At 30.8% G+C, this 16765-nt stretch carries 17 protein-coding genes and 1 tRNA gene; 5 read left to right on the top strand and 13 right to left on the bottom strand.

Annotated features, from left to right (window positions below; all coding sequences use genetic code 11):
• Nucleotides 1-28 precede the first annotated feature (28 nt).
• Entirely contained in the window at nucleotides 29-1234 is a 1206-nt protein-coding gene (locus CRS_RS11685) for an ABC transporter permease (RefSeq protein WP_142724222.1), read from the bottom strand.
• Between the two features lie 3 nt (nucleotides 1235-1237).
• Entirely contained in the window at nucleotides 1238-1597 is a 360-nt protein-coding gene (rbfA, locus tag CRS_RS11680) for a 30S ribosome-binding factor RbfA (protein ID WP_002983518.1), read from the bottom strand.
• Between the two features lie 94 nt (nucleotides 1598-1691).
• On the opposite strand from rbfA, the gene mce reads away from it, so the two are divergent.
• The 5 genes from mce to CRS_RS11655 all read left to right on the top strand — a co-directional run bounded on the left by mce (nucleotide 1692) and on the right by CRS_RS11655 (nucleotide 4799).
• Nucleotides 1692-2090, top strand: a complete 399-nt coding sequence (gene mce / locus CRS_RS11675) for a methylmalonyl-CoA epimerase (protein ID WP_142724221.1) — start codon at nucleotides 1692-1694, stop codon at nucleotides 2088-2090.
• Between the two features lie 62 nt (nucleotides 2091-2152).
• A tRNA-Ile gene (locus CRS_RS11670) sits at nucleotides 2153-2226 on the top strand.
• 237 nt (nucleotides 2227-2463) lie between these two features.
• Nucleotides 2464-2694, top strand: coding sequence for a hypothetical protein (locus CRS_RS11665; protein WP_142724220.1), 231 nt, complete (start codon nucleotides 2464-2466; stop codon nucleotides 2692-2694).
• Between the two features lie 117 nt (nucleotides 2695-2811).
• Nucleotides 2812-3834, top strand: coding sequence for a nucleotide kinase domain-containing protein (locus CRS_RS11660; RefSeq protein WP_142724219.1), 1023 nt, complete (start codon nucleotides 2812-2814; stop codon nucleotides 3832-3834).
• Nucleotides 3795-4799, top strand: coding sequence for a thymidylate synthase (locus tag CRS_RS11655; RefSeq protein ID WP_142724218.1), 1005 nt, complete (start codon nucleotides 3795-3797; stop codon nucleotides 4797-4799). Before CRS_RS11660 ends, CRS_RS11655 begins: the two co-directional genes overlap by 40 nt.
• Here CRS_RS11655 and CRS_RS11650 read toward each other — a convergent pair.
• The 11 genes from CRS_RS11650 to CRS_RS11600 form a co-directional block, all read right to left on the bottom strand.
• Nucleotides 4796-5398 (bottom strand): hypothetical protein, encoded by a 603-nt coding sequence (locus CRS_RS11650; protein ID WP_142724217.1) that lies wholly within the window; start codon nucleotides 5396-5398, stop codon nucleotides 4796-4798. The genes CRS_RS11655 and CRS_RS11650 overlap by 4 nt on opposite strands.
• Nucleotide 5399: 1 nt before the next feature.
• A complete protein-coding gene (locus tag CRS_RS11645; RefSeq protein WP_142724216.1) occupies nucleotides 5400-5885 on the bottom strand; it encodes a TIR domain-containing protein in 486 nt (161 codons plus the stop codon).
• Nucleotides 5882-6148 (bottom strand): nucleotide modification associated domain-containing protein, encoded by a 267-nt coding sequence (locus CRS_RS11640; RefSeq protein WP_142724215.1) that lies wholly within the window; start codon nucleotides 6146-6148, stop codon nucleotides 5882-5884. Before CRS_RS11640 ends, CRS_RS11645 begins: the two co-directional genes overlap by 4 nt.
• Nucleotides 6149-6459: 311 nt before the next feature.
• The gene (locus CRS_RS11635) at nucleotides 6460-7128 is read right to left on the bottom strand and encodes a hypothetical protein (RefSeq protein ID WP_142724214.1); all 669 of its coding nucleotides are present in this window, start codon (nucleotides 7126-7128) and stop codon (nucleotides 6460-6462) included.
• A 7-nt stretch (nucleotides 7129-7135) separates the two neighbouring features.
• Complete coding sequence (locus CRS_RS11630; RefSeq protein WP_142724213.1) at nucleotides 7136-8296, bottom strand: toll/interleukin-1 receptor domain-containing protein; 1161 nt, start codon at nucleotides 8294-8296, stop codon at nucleotides 7136-7138.
• 69 nt (nucleotides 8297-8365) lie between these two features.
• Nucleotides 8366-8947 carry a toll/interleukin-1 receptor domain-containing protein gene (locus CRS_RS11625; RefSeq protein WP_142724212.1) on the bottom strand — a complete coding sequence of 194 codons (582 nt, stop codon included), beginning with the start codon at nucleotides 8945-8947 and terminating at the stop codon, nucleotides 8366-8368.
• Between the two features lie 2 nt (nucleotides 8948-8949).
• Complete coding sequence (locus tag CRS_RS11620; protein WP_142724211.1) at nucleotides 8950-9642, bottom strand: TIR domain-containing protein; 693 nt, start codon at nucleotides 9640-9642, stop codon at nucleotides 8950-8952.
• The gene (locus CRS_RS11615; RefSeq protein ID WP_142724210.1) at nucleotides 9642-11081 is read right to left on the bottom strand and encodes an SIR2 family protein; all 1440 of its coding nucleotides are present in this window, start codon (nucleotides 11079-11081) and stop codon (nucleotides 9642-9644) included. Before CRS_RS11615 ends, CRS_RS11620 begins: the two co-directional genes overlap by 1 nt.
• 399 nt (nucleotides 11082-11480) lie before the next feature.
• A complete protein-coding gene (locus CRS_RS11610) occupies nucleotides 11481-12335 on the bottom strand; it encodes a thiopeptide-type bacteriocin biosynthesis protein (RefSeq protein ID WP_142724209.1) in 855 nt (284 codons plus the stop codon).
• Nucleotides 12328-14556: a lantibiotic dehydratase family protein gene (locus CRS_RS11605; protein ID WP_142724208.1), complete on the bottom strand. Its 2229-nt coding sequence runs from the start codon at nucleotides 14554-14556 to the stop codon at nucleotides 12328-12330. Before CRS_RS11605 ends, CRS_RS11610 begins: the two co-directional genes overlap by 8 nt.
• Nucleotides 14557-16758, bottom strand: a complete 2202-nt coding sequence (locus tag CRS_RS11600) for a prolyl oligopeptidase family serine peptidase (RefSeq protein WP_142724207.1) — start codon at nucleotides 16756-16758, stop codon at nucleotides 14557-14559.
• Nucleotides 16759-16765: the final 7 nt, after the last annotated feature.

Genomic DNA, 16765 nt, shown 5'->3' with positions numbered 1-16765 from the left:
ATTTAATGTAATATATAAACTTAAAACATTAGTTTTTAGTAATATATTCCTTGCTGATTTTTGAAAAGAACCATGAAATTGTTATTCCGAACAGAGAAGCGGTAAGCGCGACAATAAGATAATTCTTTCCTACAATCTTTACCGGGAAAGGGAGAACTTCATTGGCTCTGAAGAATTCGGTATAAAGCTGGAAATAGCAAAGTGCTGTTCCCATGATCAATCCGGTAATCACACCGGAAACAACAATTAGGATTCCTGTATAGAAATAGGTCATCCTTAAATGGCTTAAAGGGAAGCCAAGTGATATCAACGATTTTGCCTGCTCTTTTTTGTCAAGCTGAAGGATGATAATCGCTCCGGCAAGATTGAAGGTGGTAATGAAAATGACCAGTGCAAAAATCAGATAAATAAAAAGTTTTTCAGTATTGATCATTTTCCAGAAAGCGGCATTCTCCTCTTCTTTGGTTTTGATCTCTATATTTTTTCCAAGTGAAGAAAGCAGGTTCTGCTTTACGGCATCTGCGTTTTCCGGATTTTTTAATTTAATAACAATCTGGTAAGCTGACTTTTTAGGAAGATTAAGTAATTCTTCCGTAAGTTCGATAGGAGAGATGATATAGCTGTCCAGCTGATCTTTTCCGGGGAAAACACCTGTTACCAGAATATCTCTTTTATTATAAATGTCCTCTTCTTTATTAATGATCCCAGTTCCCGGCTTGGGCATAAAAACTGTTGCATAATGGTTAGACGAATCCACAGGGATTGAAAGCCTGTTATCAAGGCTATTTTCCATCAATACTTCATTAGAGTATTTGAAACTCGGATAAGTTCCGTAGAAAATCTCCTTGTTGATGGGATTCACCTTAATGTAAGCGGAGTCAACACCTCTTAGATAAGCAATATCGCCTTTTCCATTGAAGCTGATGTATACTTTTTCTTCAATAACACGGGAAAAACTGCTGATCTCTTTATTGCTGGCCAGAATTTTATAGACGTTATCAATATTTTTAATTGTTTTTCCGGAAGTGCTTTTTAAAGTAAGGTCTGAGTGAAGATTGGAAATAAGATCTTTATTCAGATCTTCAAGACCTGAAAAAACAGAAATAATGACGAACATTGCAGCCACAGCAACCGTCATGGCACCTACGGCCAGCCACGTAATAAACGTCACGGCAGTACTTCCTTTTTTAGCCAAAAGGTATCGGGATGCTATGTAAAATGCAATATTCTTCAAGACCTATAAAACAGGATTGTCGCCTTCACCTCGTAATTCTCTTTCCAGTCTTTCAACATCATCAAGAGCGGTATCCAGGTAAAAGTTAAGTTGTGGAATAATACGCACCTGCTTTGCCATTTTCTGGCCAATGAAGTTTCTGTATTGAGGTTTGTTTTCTTCAATCTCCTTCATAACAGCAGTACGGAATTCCTGTGGGAAAATACTTAAATAAATCTTGGCAATTCCCAAGTCAGCAGTTACTTTTACATCTGAAACAGATACCAATATGCTCTGTTTGCTTTCTGCAGCCTGTTTACGGAAAAGCTCCGCGAAGTCTTCCTGAATGATCTGTGCTACTTTTCTTTGTCTGTTACTTTCCATAATTTCTGCAAATTTAGTACTTTTGTTTGAATTGATACTTTGAAATTCAACTGCAGTATCAAATTTACGATTTAATTATATTTATTAATCATTTATGAAGTTAGAACATATTGGCATTGCTGTAAAGTCTTTAGGGGTTTCTGATGAACTTTTTGCCAGATTATTGGGAAAAGAATCCTACAAAAAAGAAACTGTGGAAAGGGAAGGGGTGGTCACTTCTTTCTATGGAACAGGAGAAAGTAAAATTGAACTGTTGGAGGCCAGTAACCCTGAAAGTCCGATCTCAAAATTTATTGATAAAAAGGGTGAAGGGATCCATCATCTGGCATTTGGGGTAGAAAATATCCTGGATGAAGTGAAAAGACTGAAAAAAGAAGGATTTCAATTTATCTCCGAAGAACCTAAAGAAGGTGCTGATAATAAATTAGTTGTCTTCTTACATCCAAAGTCTACAAACGGCGTGCTGGTAGAACTTTGCCAAGAAAAGCAATAAAAAATTTTGTAGTGAAAGAAATTTTACTATTTTTGCAAACACAAAATTTAACCAAGTTTTGAGGTCCTATAGCTCAGTTGGTTAGAGCACCTGACTCATAATCAGGTGGTCCCTGGTTCGAGCCCAGGTGGGACCACTACAAAAACTCGACAAGCCCCTATTTATGGGGCTTTTTTATTTCTAAAAATCACAACGCTGAAATATACGCTTAAACCTCCTCGGAAAAGCCTTGCTGGATTGACTTTGCAAGGATGTGGTTCTATTTTAAAATAAAAATTAAAATGATTTTGTGATTATAAAATTGATGAAATCATTTCTCCATTTTATATATCTATCCCTCTTGCCTATACAGTTAGCAACAAATGTATCTGAAATGGAAAAGATTCGTTCATTCAGACAATTGAGGCTTCTATTAGATAAGTATGGTTATTTTGAGGGAGCGAAGAGATTAATAAATGGTAAGGAAACGTTAGAACTAAGGGATTTAATTTTGGCTGATAGAGTAGATTTGTCAATAGAATATTTGGCTTTATTAGAAGAATTTCAATCTTTATTTAGTGAAGATGAATTGAAGAAGTGTAGAAGAAAACTAGGTATTTTGTAATAAAAGCGTAGAGTATATTGATTAGTAATACTAAAAATGAATAGATTACAAAGAAATGTATATTATATGTCTTAATTTTATGAAAAAAATAATAAATAATCACAGCTAACTAAAAACATGCTAACTAAAAAAAATGTAATTGTAAGAGAGGAAGCCTTTAGGTATTTCTTCTATTTTATGGAAGAAAGAATGAATATATTTTGGGAGAAGTATTATTCCTCTCAAAATCTTTTAACAAAAGATAAAGTGTTTTTAAAACATAAATTTACTAATGTTTATAGAGCAAGTGATAGGGTAAGTCAATACCTAATTAACAATGTCATTTATAATAAAAACTATATCAATAATTCTGAAGAAGATATTTTATTGAGGATACTTATATTTAAAGTATTCAATAAAATTGAGACTTGGGAATTTTTAACTTCCAAAATAGGGGAAATTTCTGTCAAAAATTTTGACTCGGAAAAAATTTCTTCCTTGCTTTCTGAGAGAATAAAATCTACACCTATTTTTAATTCTGCTTATCTAATGACAGGATCTCATAAAGATTTTAATAATATCATCTCAAAGCATGCCCGATGGCTAAAAATGATCGAGAAATATTTTATTAAAGATAAATTATTCTTAAAAATTAGTAATTCAAAATCATTAGAAGATATATATTTATACTTAACATCTTGTCCTTTTATTGGTGATTTTTTAGGCTATCAATACACAATAGACTTTAATTATTCTGAAGTAATTAATTTTGATGAGAATTCTTTTGTAAAAGCTGGTATAGGTGCCGTTAGAGGGTTGAAAAAATGTTTTTTAAATTATAATGATTTCTCACGAGAATATTTAATAGAATATACATTAGACAATAGTGAGAAATATAGAGAAAAATACGGTTTTAACAATTTTAAAAATTTGTTTGGAAGAGAGCCTAAATTAATTGACATTCAGAATTGTTTTTGTGAAACTGACAAATATCTCAGAGCTGTTATGCCAGACTTAAAAATTGATAATGTAAGGATTAAACAAAAATACAAACGCAGTAATAATAATATCACATTTTTCTTTCCTCCTAAATGGGGAATTAATGATAAATTGAATAGGGAATGTATACAGCAGAATTTACAGGGATTAACTCTTTTTTAGTTGGAGTTTCCAAAGCTATATTAGAGAATGGTGTAACAAGAAATGTAAGGGGTTATGAATGTGTTGAGTTACCAGAACCAGTAATGTTTAAAATTACAGACCCAACTGCACGTTGGATTAATATTGGAGAAAGGAGATGGAATATTTTCCTTCCGTATGCTGAATCTCTATGGTTGGCATCAGGAAGAAATGATTTGAAATTTATTGAATTTTACCTCTCTAAATTAAAAGAATTTTCTGACGATGAGAAATATATAAGGGGAGGGTATGGTCCAAGAATGAGATTTTTTAATGGAAACTCTCAAGATTATCAAATAGCTTTAAATTCAGCTGAACCAATTTTTGAAAACATTATTACTGATCAATTTGTTTATATTGAAGAATGTTTTAAAAATGATCTTTACAATAGGCAGGCAGTGTTAACATTAAGTGATCCGCCAAAAGATTATTTAAATGTTGATAAGAGTTTAAAAATAACAAAAGATCTCCCTTGTACTAGGTTACTTCAATTTATGTGTACTCCAGATAAAAAACTTAATTTGACAGTTTATATGAGGTCTAATGATTTAATATGGGGAGCTACTGGAGTTAACATCTTTAATTATACATTTTTACAAGAATATTTTGCAGCAATATTAGGCCTTGAAATAGGTAGTTATTACCACATAGCAAATAATCTACACTATTACAAACATAGACATCAAAATATGATCGAACGTATTGCAGATACGGTTCCAATTGATAATGGCTATACTTACAATAAGAAATTTAATTCACTTCAGACCTTTGATGCGTCAATTAAAAAATTATCTCATTTCGAAAATGAAATGAGATTGGGTAGGTTAGATCAATTGTTTGATATGGATGATGATTTTTTTAACGATTGGGTAAAGATTTTTTATAGAAAAATATCGGGTAAAAAGGTTGATTTTATTAATCCGATTTTAAATGAAATTTTGAATTAAATATTTTGTGGCCAATTTATAGGGTCACCGTAAATAATTCCAGGAGTATATTTATTATTTAACCAATTTACGAAATCTTCTACTATATCGTCTTTTAGTTGTTTAGAGCAAAAATTTCTTCCTTTACAGGGAATTTCAGATACAAATTTTTCTGGGATAGGAATGGCTTTATTACCAAAGTAAAAGAAATTTTTAGAGATTAACACATATTTTCCTCCTGTATCTCTTGCTAAGTGCTCTGTATTTGTTTTGTCAATTAATGAGTGTGCGGAATCTTCTTGAATCCAGGTTCCATTATTTTGATGATAAATATTATCACCATACATAACTTTTAAAGGGCCATTTAGTACAGGTTTTTTACATTGAAACCTAGTATCACTCCAATACTCGCTAAAAGTAATCTTTTCTTCTACTTTCATAGCATATATTAAATGATTCTCTTTATTTAATTTTTTTGATCCTGTTCCAAATATCCAACTGCCGATTTGAAGTTTAGAGTTATTTCTAATTTGAGATTTACAAACTGCTAAGGTACAATAACCCCAAAATGGATTAGGTGCTAATCCAAAATCATGTTCAATTTTGTATGAAAAATTCATATTAACAATTTATTCTAGTTACAGGAAATATAGGAGGTGATGGGGTAGAATCAGGACATTCCTGAGGAAAGCTCTTGCCATCTAATACGTCTGTTAATTTGTCTAATGAATTCCAGCCTATAGTAGGGCCTCCATTTTTTTTAAATTCCTTTGGAAGTTCTACATTGTTGTTACACCCATGCTTATATATACCAACAATATTTTTTCCATATTTGTTTGCTTGTTTTATTTCATAATTAACCCAAGGTCGTGAATGAGTTTTTTCCCCAATTAAACAAATGAATGTTCCTGACCATCTGACACAACGAGATAAATGACGCTGAATGTATTTTGTACTAGGTTTTGTGTTTTGATATTTTGTACTATCTACTGACGAATTTCGTACGTTATATCCAGCATCTTTCAATCGTTTTTTCAACTGTTGGACATGTTTGTCATCTTTGTGATAATGGCTGATAAAAATATTTTTAGTTTTACTTCTTCTCATCTTTTTGTTTTTTTTGAAATAATTAACCCTATAATAGCATATCCAATAATGTCTTTTAAAGTATCATCTATTGTTTCAAAATTGGGAGCTTTTCCTTTCATATTATTTTCTACGAGCGTTCTGTATCTTCTAATTTTATCCCATAAATGAACCATATTACCATTTAATCCCAAATCAAAACTAGCACCTCCATAATCTTCGTTTTTTTTTAATAAAATTTGGGTTACTTCATTTGTAATCTCTTGTATTTCTTTTTCTTGCATATTAATTTGAGTTGAAATTAGTATTAGTTTTATTTAAATTTTTAATTCAAAATATATACCTAATAATGATAATTCAAATTAATGACATATTTGTATGTCAAATTGTCGTAATTTAATGTTTTTTATATTATCGTTTGTTTTAAATGGTTGACTCTATTAAATTATTAATAATCTCTATCGTTGATTATTTGTATAGTATTAATGGGTTACATTTAATTTTGAAATTAGGAATGCTCTGAAAAATAGTTTGAAGAAGTCGTCTTTTTATTCGGGTGTGAGACACGTTTATTACTGCATTTATACATATTTTTCTACATATCAGTCATATTGTCCATTAAAAATTTTTGAAAAAGAGACATATAGCCATAATCTTTGAGAAAGCGTTCATTTTTTTTATGCTCAGGGAAAATACTGTCATATACGATTTTTGTTGCTGCACCAGTACTTGCGATTGGTAGAATCAATGCATGAGGATGTTTTTCAATGAACATTTTATATTCAACTTCTATACCATCCATTCCTCCTATAAAAACAGCCGCATCATATTTATAGTCGGATAACATACGCTCCCTCATTAAGTGAATACTATTTTGAATATCACCAGAGCTATCCGTATAAACTATATTTTCAAACTTATCATTGTCTGCAGGAAATTTATCTTTAAAAAATAAAGATTGGTATAATATAACATGCTTAGATATTGTTGATTTAAGTTTTTTTTCAACTGCTTTTTTCTCTTCTTCTGAATCTAATTCTTCAAAATCTTTCTCTAAAAATTCATTTTGAATAGTCCGTTCAATTACATAATAAATTAAAGGTGTGATTGAGGGATGTCCTCCCCAAATAATCCTGTGCTTTGATAGAACCAAACTCGCTAGTGCTATTACAGCATCTCTAATTGCAATAATATCTGCTGTATCATAATATTTAGGATGTCTTTCAGGTAAAGGAATACTTGCTGATAGAAATATATTTTTCATAGCTTGTTTAATTTGAGAAGTGTTTATTAAAATCTAATTTTCTAAGTGTTTTAATTTCCAAATATTTATTTAACCATTCTAGATGTTCCAACCAATAGTTTCTTATTGACATTTCATCATATATTAATGTTATCGATTCTATTTCCTTATTTTCAATTTTATTGATAAGCTTTTGAGAATTATGACAATTAATAGATTGAGGAATACCAATAGTTGGAATGTATACTTTTATTTTCCCATTATCTAATAGTTGAGTGATATATCTACTATATTGGAGATTTACTTCGATTTGATTATTGTGAGCAGCCTGAGTAAAATCTGTAATTAAAGCGTCTTGCCTTGATGCTAAATTTCTTGCTCTAGAACTTTCAACAAGCTCAATAATATCTTTTAATTTGTTTTGTTTTAATTTTCCTTTGGTTAAATCTGAAAAAATTGGTTTTTCAAAATCTGAGTCTTTTAATTTTAAGGAAAACCCCAAATGAGCAAAATCAGCAAAATCACAATCTGGCCATAAAAGATGCACTATTCCTATTCTTTTTACGTGGGCTTTGTCCAATTCTTGTTTACACCAATCACTATTCAAGAATCCTTTGGTATTTAACATTATAATTAAATCACAATCGGTCATTCTGTGCCAAAGCTCCTCTTGAAATTCTTCTCCTTTATCTATGGAATGAGTATCTATAAATACATCAAAATTATTTTGTTCTAAAAATTCATAAAGCTGAATAGCTATATTACTAGATTCTGATCTTTTATAGGAAATGAATATCTTCCTATTTTTTCTTAATAATTCGAACCCTTCTAAAATAATATTGCATATTTTGCTAACATTATTGTAGAATTTTAGACCATTTTGGTTATATAATAATTCAGGCATTTCTTCATAGAAATCGTTGTAATAGATTGGCAAAATAACATTTCCATCTAATTTCTGATGTTCTATAACTTTTAAAGTTTTTTTGTCTAAGTTATTTTTATTACCTGAATAAATGACAAAAGCGGGCTGACCTCCAGAATATTCATCAATATTATCTATAGTTATTATTTTTAATAGATCAATAATGATTTTTAATTCATCAAATGATTTTTGTAAGGATAACTTTATTTCTTTAAAGAGCTCCTTATTCTCTCCTAATAAAACTAATTGATATTTATATAACATTTCTTGTTTTTTTAAGTTATTTTAAGCTAGGTTGTCAATTCTTTTATAAAGTATGTTAAAATATATTAATTATCTAGATCTTAACCATTCAGACAGGGTTATTACTTTGTTGTTGCCATTAATATTGGGGAAAACAACATATGCACCAGAACCTCTATAATGACCATTTATATATCTAGATGTTTCCAAGTAGTCTATATATGGATATATTTGTAAATACTCACTTCCTGAAAACTCAGAATAATCTTTTTTAATTGGGAAAATGGCAATATTTTGAATGTATTTTGATGCATCACCAAGTCCTAATTCCCAGTTGCACCATTTTGAATTAATCGCAGCTTCTGTAGCTAATAAAATAAACTTATGATTTTCCTTTATTTTTTCTTTGATTCTAACAGCAGTTTGCCCCGAAGTAGTTTTAGGCATCCCTTCATCAAGCCAATCAACATATATGTCGACACCGAAGTTTTTAAGGAAAGCAATCGCTCCTTCTAGTTCCTGCATTTCATCATGTTTGTGAGAAAGAAATATTTTTGTTTTGAAAGACTTAGTTTCATTTTTAAAATCTCTTAATACAGAGCTCGTAGTTTTATATGAAGAATGTATGGAGGGTCTATAAGATTTTAATTTTGATTCAGTTATGTAACTCATAATTATTTCACGGTTTTAGTTATATTATAGTCATATTTTTTATCTCGTAATTCAATCGCCTTATTTAAATAGAAATTTGGGTTCTTTTTAAAATCTTCCCATGTTACTGATTGAATATAGCTACTATCACCGTAATAGATTGTTGATCCATTTGAACAGCTCGCAGTTGTTGGAGATTTTGCGTTGAACATATTATCTTTTAATATTTGAAACAGAAATGATGTATTTAAGGATCTACAATTGCAAATATTGTCATTAGTAATATAATATTCATAGCTTCCCCATTCATCTGGAAGAACAATTACTATGATACCATTGGACAAACTTGTACGTCCATTTCTTGTATACTCTTTCAAAGAATATGAAATTTCCCAAGGTATCCATTGCTCTTTTTCTGCTTCCCAAATTTCTTTCATCCCTTTCGATACTAATACAGTTGTTATCGAGCTATCATAAATTTTATTTCGAAGGGATGATTCAATGTATTCATCAGAAAAATCAGCTAAACTTTGACCATCATCTTCACCTTTAAATATATGATCTTCATCATCTAAAATCTTAGCTAATTCATCAACATAGTGCCTTGCTCTAGTCTGAATCTTAGTTTGGCTTCCAAACCAACTTTCTTCATATATATTTAAATCTTGAACTTGTGTATCTGCATATTTATACGAAACAAAAACTTTTCGTCCCATTACTTAGCTATCTTTTTTATAATCGAAATAATTTCTTTTACTGATGCCTCAATATTATATTTTTGGATTGTTATCCTTGAAATATCGGTGTAAATTTCTTCAGTCAAATTGTATTCTGTAGGGTTTTGAGATATCTTATCAAAAATTTCTTTTGCCATATAGCCAGTGTAAGATAAAGGGATGGGAATCAAGCCTTTTTCCACTGCAATCTCAAATTCTCTTTTTACACCATCTGCATTTATAATATTGTCACCATCTGCCTTATTGCCAAAAAGAATCAATGATATACCAGCTCTTGAAAGCATATTTTGTCTATATTCTTCCCATAACTCTTCTAATTTTTTTTCACCCGAAGCAAATTGAGGAAATGGTTTCAAAATTAATTGGTTTTCAGAAAATTTTTTGGGATTTGAATATATAGCATCTAAAGCCCCATTTATTACTGCACTACCGACACCTAAACCAAAACCATTTACAATATTTAGATTATTTTCAATAAGTTCTTTTGATAATAAATGAATAAAGCTTTGAGCTTCTTTTTGTGTAAAATCACCATAATTAATTGCACTGCCGGAAATAAATATAGAATGAGAATTGTATCTTCTTTCAATTTCTTTTAATAATAAAGTTAAATCTGGATAGTCCTCGATTAAAATAGTCTGCACTCGGTATCTGCCTAATTCTTTAATAAATAATTCTTGTTTTATCTTTTCATATTCGAATTTTTCCTGATTATTACCCCAGTCACTTATTGCAGTCTTTTTCATAATACAATAGTGATCTTTGCTTTTATCACTATACCTGTGTGTAAGGCGACCGAATATATAGTTGACGTTGGGATCTGTAAAACTAAAGCCGACAAATAAAAATGATTTTGTTATAAGTTCTGAATTAAAAATGGAAATAAATGGTTCGTGTGTATAGTAGTATCTTTCGTAATCTTCTTTTAATAGAATGGCTTTACTTGGCTTATCCTTGTCACCATGCATTTTGTAAAGAATACATGATCTATTACCTTTATTTATAAACAGATCATCTACTTCACTTTTTATATCGATTATTTTATGTATTTTTTCATGAGTATCCTCAATTAAATCATCGTAGTTTGTTGTCCAAATTGTTGAAAAAGGAAGTCGAGCTATAATACGATGATTCTCAGTTTCTATATCTGAATCAGTAAACTCATTTACTATTTTTTCATCTATTTTATTTCTGTTATTATTTTTATTTTTATGGAACTGGGCAACAGAAATCAAATCCGTTTCTTCATCAATTCTTAAACCAAGTTCTCCTGCAATATCCCGTAATAATCCTTTCCAATCAACAAACCCTGCAGCTTTTGACATACCTGCTCCCAAAAAGATTGTTGCGGTACCTTGTCTTAATTTAGAAACATAATCATTAATAAATGCATTAATTTCGGGCTTATTAAAATCCATAATTTATATTATTAGTTTTATTTTAGCTCTTAATAACTTAGTAGAAAGAGTGTTTACTTTTGTGTATTCTATAAAAATAGAAAAAGTATTGTAATTTAAGATACGGTTTTCCGTAATTTAATGAGCTTCCTTGAACACGCTTAAACCCATCTACATCCACAGCACTCCACACAGCTCCAATATTTTTATAAATAGCTGATATAAAGTAAATATAACTCCATCTAATACCACATAAATACACAGGGTACATTACAGGTGGGACCACAGAAAATCAACCGCTTACGTATGTGAGCGGTTTTTTATTGAAATTCAACCTTAATATATCTTAAAAATAAGTAAAGGTTTTTATAATCTAATTTTCAGTATGATTTTAAAGAATGAGTTTTTCAGTATGTGATTTTAAGATTTTCTAAACACTTCTGTTTTATAGTATCTCAGTAAATAATCATAAATTACCATTTCAAATAAACGCTGATCAGAGGTAAATAGCCTGTTGATATTCATATGGAATATAGCTTGGAAAAAACTTTGTAAGGATACTTCTAAAGTTTGATTCTTATGATGGCGGATGATATTTTGCAACGCAGCATTGCTTGCTTTTATATTTGTCATAACAAGATCCCTTTCTTTGGAGAATCCTTCTGATTGCATAAAATTTAAATAGAGAGGTTTAAATTCTCTGTATTTTTTATCCAGCTGGCTGTTAAGTTTTTTTATGGTGTTAAATTCTTTTTTGAAAATATTATTGAAATCTGCACTCCATTGAAGCTTTTCCTCAATGCTTATATTGATCTTATTCAAAATTTCATCGATATAAAAAAGGACGAGCATTATTTTTTCAACATCAGTATAATGCAGGCATTTGAGGACAAATTCACTGCTTTTCTGAAATAATGTTTCTGCATCTTCCATGGTATTAGATCCATATCGTTCAAGTTCAGGTTGGTATCTGTCAACCAATACTGATGAGATTTCACCACTTTCTATATAGGGCTGTATGATATTATTCATTTTATCAAAGGCTGCGGTGTAGTGCTCTTTTTTATCTATATTCCTTAATTTTAAACGTATTCTAAGATGTGATTTCGGATCATTATAACGGATAAAAAACCACTTTGAGATATGTTTATTTTTGTATAAATATTCAAGTAATGGCTCTAGAGATTCCTCTAAAATAATATCGGCTGTTTTTATTCCTGTATAAATTTTAAAATACAGCCATTCATCCGTGATAATAGATTGTTTTTCAGTCATTAATTTTGCTTTTGTTGTATATTGAAAAAATAAACTGATGCATAAAATCGTTATTTTCGTTATATAGAAACTCTTCAATAATAATTGATTTATTTTTTCTTATGGTATCAACAAAAACTTTCACCAGATCATAATTTTCGAGATTAATGGTGAGTTTGTTGTCAGATTGTACCCATTGTATCCATTTTGGAATCAGTCTTTTATTTCTCCATTCTCTTATTTCTGCTAATAATTCTTCTTTATTACCGAATTCATCGTTTTGAAATATTGAAAATTGGGTAAACTCTTTTTCTGTAATTTTCCACCAGGCTTTGGAGAGAATAATATTTTTATATTCAATTCTGGGTAAAAACTGATAAATCATTTTAAGATCTCCCCAGTTAAAATTAATGGCTGGTCTGATGTTTTGTTGATAAAGATCACATAAGAAATGATAAACAGGCAGGGGATTGGCAGAATAATTATGTGAATTTGTTAAATATGGTTTAACTTCTTTATTAAGTCTTTTTGAACGCAAAACTATTCTGTTGTTTTTCAGGGAAATATATAAGTCGTCAATAGGAATTTGATTTTCTTTTGGTAGGACCGACTGGGTTAAAAAGGGAATTTCATAAGACCGCAATGCCGGCCTTCTGATTACATTTCCTATTCTTGCTTCAGGAAGGTGAACAATTTCCGCTGAAATATAGTCTGTATTTAATTCCTGTTCTTTTCTGGTTATTTTTTTTGTAAAATCATGAACTTCTGATTTTTCTGAACAAAATCTTGCCATGACATTTGCAGCACTACTTCCGCCACCGCCACTTAACGATAGCTTTTCCTGATTGTTATCAGAAATAATTTCTGTGACAAAAGAAATAGTATCTGGCAGATCATCCCATTCTTCATGAAAATTTTCGAAATCTTTATCAAATAGTTCGATTTTGTATTGCTGATTGAATAGAGCCTGTTGTGTTTTATCATTCAGGATTTGCTGAAACGAATTCAGTTCTATTTTTATATTTGAATTTTCGTTGCTTTCAGAATATTTCAGATTTTCAATATAGGGATGCATTCCTTTTGTTGGAATATCCTGTCGGTAGCCAATTCCAATCTCGGTATCCAGCACATATGGTAATGACATTTCCTTTTTTTCGAATCTTTCATGAAAAGCTTTTTTAAATCTCTCTAGCTTGCTGTCTTGGAGAGGAATTGTAATCTTATTTAAAAATACAATGGCATCTTTTAATGTTTTTTTCCAATAGGAGGGTAAAATAAACCTCTCTTTAAAATACAAATCGGTTTGAAAGAGATATTTTTGGTCATATTCTGCATTAAATAATTGAATTGAACTTTCGATGTCAGAATAAACAGAAATAGAGTTTCCAATCTTATTATCTATTTCATTAATTTTGATTTTTATTTGATTCAGAATGTCTGCTTCTTTTCTTATTTCTAATCTGGATAATGCATCAATCATAATGTCCAGGAAATCTTTTCCGGAAACAGTCGGCTCCAGCTCACTTACTAATATCTGATTGTCGATAAGTTCATTGATGAATTCTTCTGCTTCTTCTTTGGTGATCTCTTCGTTGATCAGGATATCTGAAAGTTGTACTATCGTTTTACCTTGGCGGGCAGATTCGAGTATGTCCTGTAATTCATCTGAAAGCTGCACTGAGGAGATAATATAATCTCTTTTTCCATAAGAGTATTCATATTCAACATATCGAATCCTATCTCTTATTTTGTAAATACTATTATTGGGATAAAATAATAAGCGGTTTCTTATCTCTGGCATTTTTACAAAATGATCAGAGAGACCAACCAGGAAATGCATATCAAGTTTTGTTTCCCTGATAAGCTGATTGCTCGATAGGTGGTCTTTTCTAATAAAAGGCTGAGAAGCTTCGCTAAACTTACCAAGACCAACCTCGGTAAATAACCCAAATGGAATAGAGCGGGTGCTCATCCTGCTATAATACTTTAAAAAACTATTTTTAAGTTTCTGATTTTCTTTATTATGAAGATCATACCCGGATATGATCCATTCATTTAATTTTTTGTGCAGGTAAGGAGATGCAAGATAAATAGCTTCCTGAAAAACCGGATCTGCATATATGGATTTCAGGTCATCTTTTGGAATTTCATCAGAACCTGTTATCTCCTGGAATTTCTTCCGCGAAAATAAGGGAGTACGAAAAACATATTCTTCAAAAAATTGATAGGGGAAACGGGACATTTATTTTTTACGGGATTTTGGAGGCTGATAATCAGGATGCCCCAGTTGCCAAAAAGCAAAAGCAAAGATATCTGATAAATTAGAATACCTTTGGGCTACCGGAATATTTCCGCCATGACCTCCTTCATAATCAATATTTAGTAAAATAGTTTTTTTTGAATCGCTATTAGCCAATAATTTAGCTGCAAATTTGGTAGATTGCCAAGTTGCAACTCTAGGATCATTGATTCCAGCACAAATTAATGTGGCAGGATATTTTTCCCCCTTTTTAATATGTTCATAAGAATCCATTTCTAATAATCCTTTAAATTCTATAGGATCATTTGGATTACCATATTCTTTGATACTGGTTGCCTGAATACCATTATTCTCGAATCTGATGGTATTCAATACTCCTGATTCTATAATAGCTGCTTTAAATAATTCAGGCCTTTCCGTCATTGCTCTGCCAATGGCAATTCCTCCTGCACTGGCTCCCCATATTGCGATTTTTTCTGGAGAAGTAAATTTTTGATTAATGAGATATTCAGTGGAGGCAATAAGGTCCTTCCAGGTATTGGGCTTTTTATTTTTCTGCCCATCAATATGCCATTGTGCCCCTTTTTCCCCTCCTCCTCTTACATGGGGAATAGCAACGATACCTCCCTGGTTTACCCACAAAAGATAACTTTTTGCAAAAAAAGGTGTCGAAGATTCACCAAAAGCTCCATAACAGTCTATAAGCAGTGGATTTTTACCATTTCTTTTACTGTTTTTATTATAGATTATAGATAATGGTATTTCTGTACCATCGTAAGACTTTATAGATAGCTCTTCAACAATAATATCCTTAAATTCCGGAAAATCTATCAGAGGAACAAGGTTTTCCTGGGTAAAAGTGTTTGTTGATAGATAATATTTAAAGCGTTGTTCATCATTAGCCCAGCCTGAAGAGTTTATCCAGACATCTGAAAATTGATCTCCCTTTGCCTGTAGATCTACGCTGCCTGCAACATATGGTAATTTAATTGGGATTTCTTTTCCATCCCGATAGAGATATAGTTTAGCTTCCACACCGTTTTTGGTGGTTACATAATAAATACCATCTTTTGTAATGGTGTATTGCTTTATGACTTCATCTTTTTTCTCAGGAACCAGAACTTCAGGGTTTTTAAAATCTCTTGTGTTAATGCTGGTTTTGCATAATTTATAGTTGGATGAATTATATCCTGATAAAAAGTAAATATCATTTCCTGATAATCTTATTGAAAATGCCTTACTATCTTTATCATATAATGGCTTCCAATTTTTTTTTCCTTGTAATAAATCTTTTTTATCAATAAAAAATGTCTTTCTAAAGTTTTCGGCATCTACCAGTATACCGATGTAATATTGATCTTCAGGATTGAAAGATAATATGGCTGGGTATTCAGTGCTGCTGATTTTTAAGTCAGGGTTATGTACATTTGAAAAAACGTCATTGAGAGCTTTCGGGTCTTCTCCTATCCGGTAGAGTATGGCCTGGGTATTTTTTCTGAAGTCTTTTGATTGTAAATCAACAACAGGATAATAAGTATAAAAAAAGCCATTGTTATCATCCAGCCATTTAATTCCACCAACGGTTGAAGGATTTGTGTTTATAATGGTTTGCGGATAAATACTTTTATTATCCACATTCATTACAATAACCTCAGAGAGTTCTTTGCCTCCCTGGGTTAATGAAATTGCTATTTTATCTCCATTCCAACTGGGGCTTATCAGGTTGATAATGAAGTTAGGTGCTTTGGTGCCAACTGTTGTTTTCTTTGACGAAATAAATTCTGATGGATCATAGAGTAAGTTTTCTGTTCCGGAAAAACCATTTCTATAATAAACTTTTGCTGTTTTTTCGCCAACATTTCTTTTTAAATAAAAATATTTATCATTTCTGGTTACTTTTAAGTCTGAGATAGAATATCCTTCTCTTTTATCAAACTCTAACCTTTTATTGTAGTAATAATTTCTGTTGGGGATGGAACTGAGAATTGAAGCTGTAAAATCGGATTGAGACTTCATCCACCGGGTTACTGTAGAATCTTTTAAATTTTCTAAATTTCTAAACTCATCTGTTATTTTAAACCCAAAATAGTCATCTGTAGCAGGAACCGAGGGGGCCTGGTTATTAAACTGAGCTTTTAAGGATGTTGTTAAAAGAATAAAAATGAAAAATATTTTATAGTGCATGCTAAAA

Source organism: Chryseobacterium sp. ON_d1, from assembly GCF_006829085.1.
In the GTDB taxonomy this organism is placed as follows: domain Bacteria; phylum Bacteroidota; class Bacteroidia; order Flavobacteriales; family Weeksellaceae; genus Chryseobacterium.
The sequence above is the reverse complement of the archived record's forward strand: the minus strand, read 5'-3'. Positions and strand labels throughout refer to the sequence as shown.

What these genes read in the sequence shown, in the direction of transcription:
- CRS_RS11620 (WP_142724211.1), bottom strand. Translation starts at nt 9,642, where the DNA reads ATGGGACGAAAAGTTTTTGTTTCGTATAAATATGCAGATACACAAGTT.
- CRS_RS11655 (WP_142724218.1), top strand. Translation starts at nt 3,795, where the DNA reads ATGTATACAGCAGAATTTACAGGGATTAACTCTTTTTTAGTTGGAGTT.
- CRS_RS11665 (WP_142724220.1), top strand. Translation starts at nt 2,464, where the DNA reads ATGGAAAAGATTCGTTCATTCAGACAATTGAGGCTTCTATTAGATAAG.
- CRS_RS11630 (WP_142724213.1), bottom strand. Translation starts at nt 8,296, where the DNA reads ATGTTATATAAATATCAATTAGTTTTATTAGGAGAGAATAAGGAGCTC.
- CRS_RS11645 (WP_142724216.1), bottom strand. Translation starts at nt 5,885, where the DNA reads ATGAGAAGAAGTAAAACTAAAAATATTTTTATCAGCCATTATCACAAA.
- CRS_RS11635 (WP_142724214.1), bottom strand. Translation starts at nt 7,128, where the DNA reads ATGAAAAATATATTTCTATCAGCAAGTATTCCTTTACCTGAAAGACAT.
- rbfA (WP_002983518.1), bottom strand. Translation starts at nt 1,597, where the DNA reads ATGGAAAGTAACAGACAAAGAAAAGTAGCACAGATCATTCAGGAAGAC.
- CRS_RS11640 (WP_142724215.1), bottom strand. Translation starts at nt 6,148, where the DNA reads ATGCAAGAAAAAGAAATACAAGAGATTACAAATGAAGTAACCCAAATT.
- mce (WP_142724221.1), top strand. Translation starts at nt 1,692, where the DNA reads ATGAAGTTAGAACATATTGGCATTGCTGTAAAGTCTTTAGGGGTTTCT.
- CRS_RS11650 (WP_142724217.1), bottom strand. Translation starts at nt 5,398, where the DNA reads ATGAATTTTTCATACAAAATTGAACATGATTTTGGATTAGCACCTAAT.
- CRS_RS11625 (WP_142724212.1), bottom strand. Translation starts at nt 8,947, where the DNA reads ATGAGTTACATAACTGAATCAAAATTAAAATCTTATAGACCCTCCATA.
- CRS_RS11610 (WP_142724209.1), bottom strand. Translation starts at nt 12,335, where the DNA reads ATGACTGAAAAACAATCTATTATCACGGATGAATGGCTGTATTTTAAA.
- CRS_RS11660 (WP_142724219.1), top strand. Translation starts at nt 2,812, where the DNA reads ATGCTAACTAAAAAAAATGTAATTGTAAGAGAGGAAGCCTTTAGGTAT.
- CRS_RS11615 (WP_142724210.1), bottom strand. Translation starts at nt 11,081, where the DNA reads ATGGATTTTAATAAGCCCGAAATTAATGCATTTATTAATGATTATGTT.
- CRS_RS11605 (WP_142724208.1), bottom strand. Translation starts at nt 14,556, where the DNA reads ATGTCCCGTTTCCCCTATCAATTTTTTGAAGAATATGTTTTTCGTACT.
- CRS_RS11600 (WP_142724207.1), bottom strand. Translation starts at nt 16,758, where the DNA reads ATGCACTATAAAATATTTTTCATTTTTATTCTTTTAACAACATCCTTA.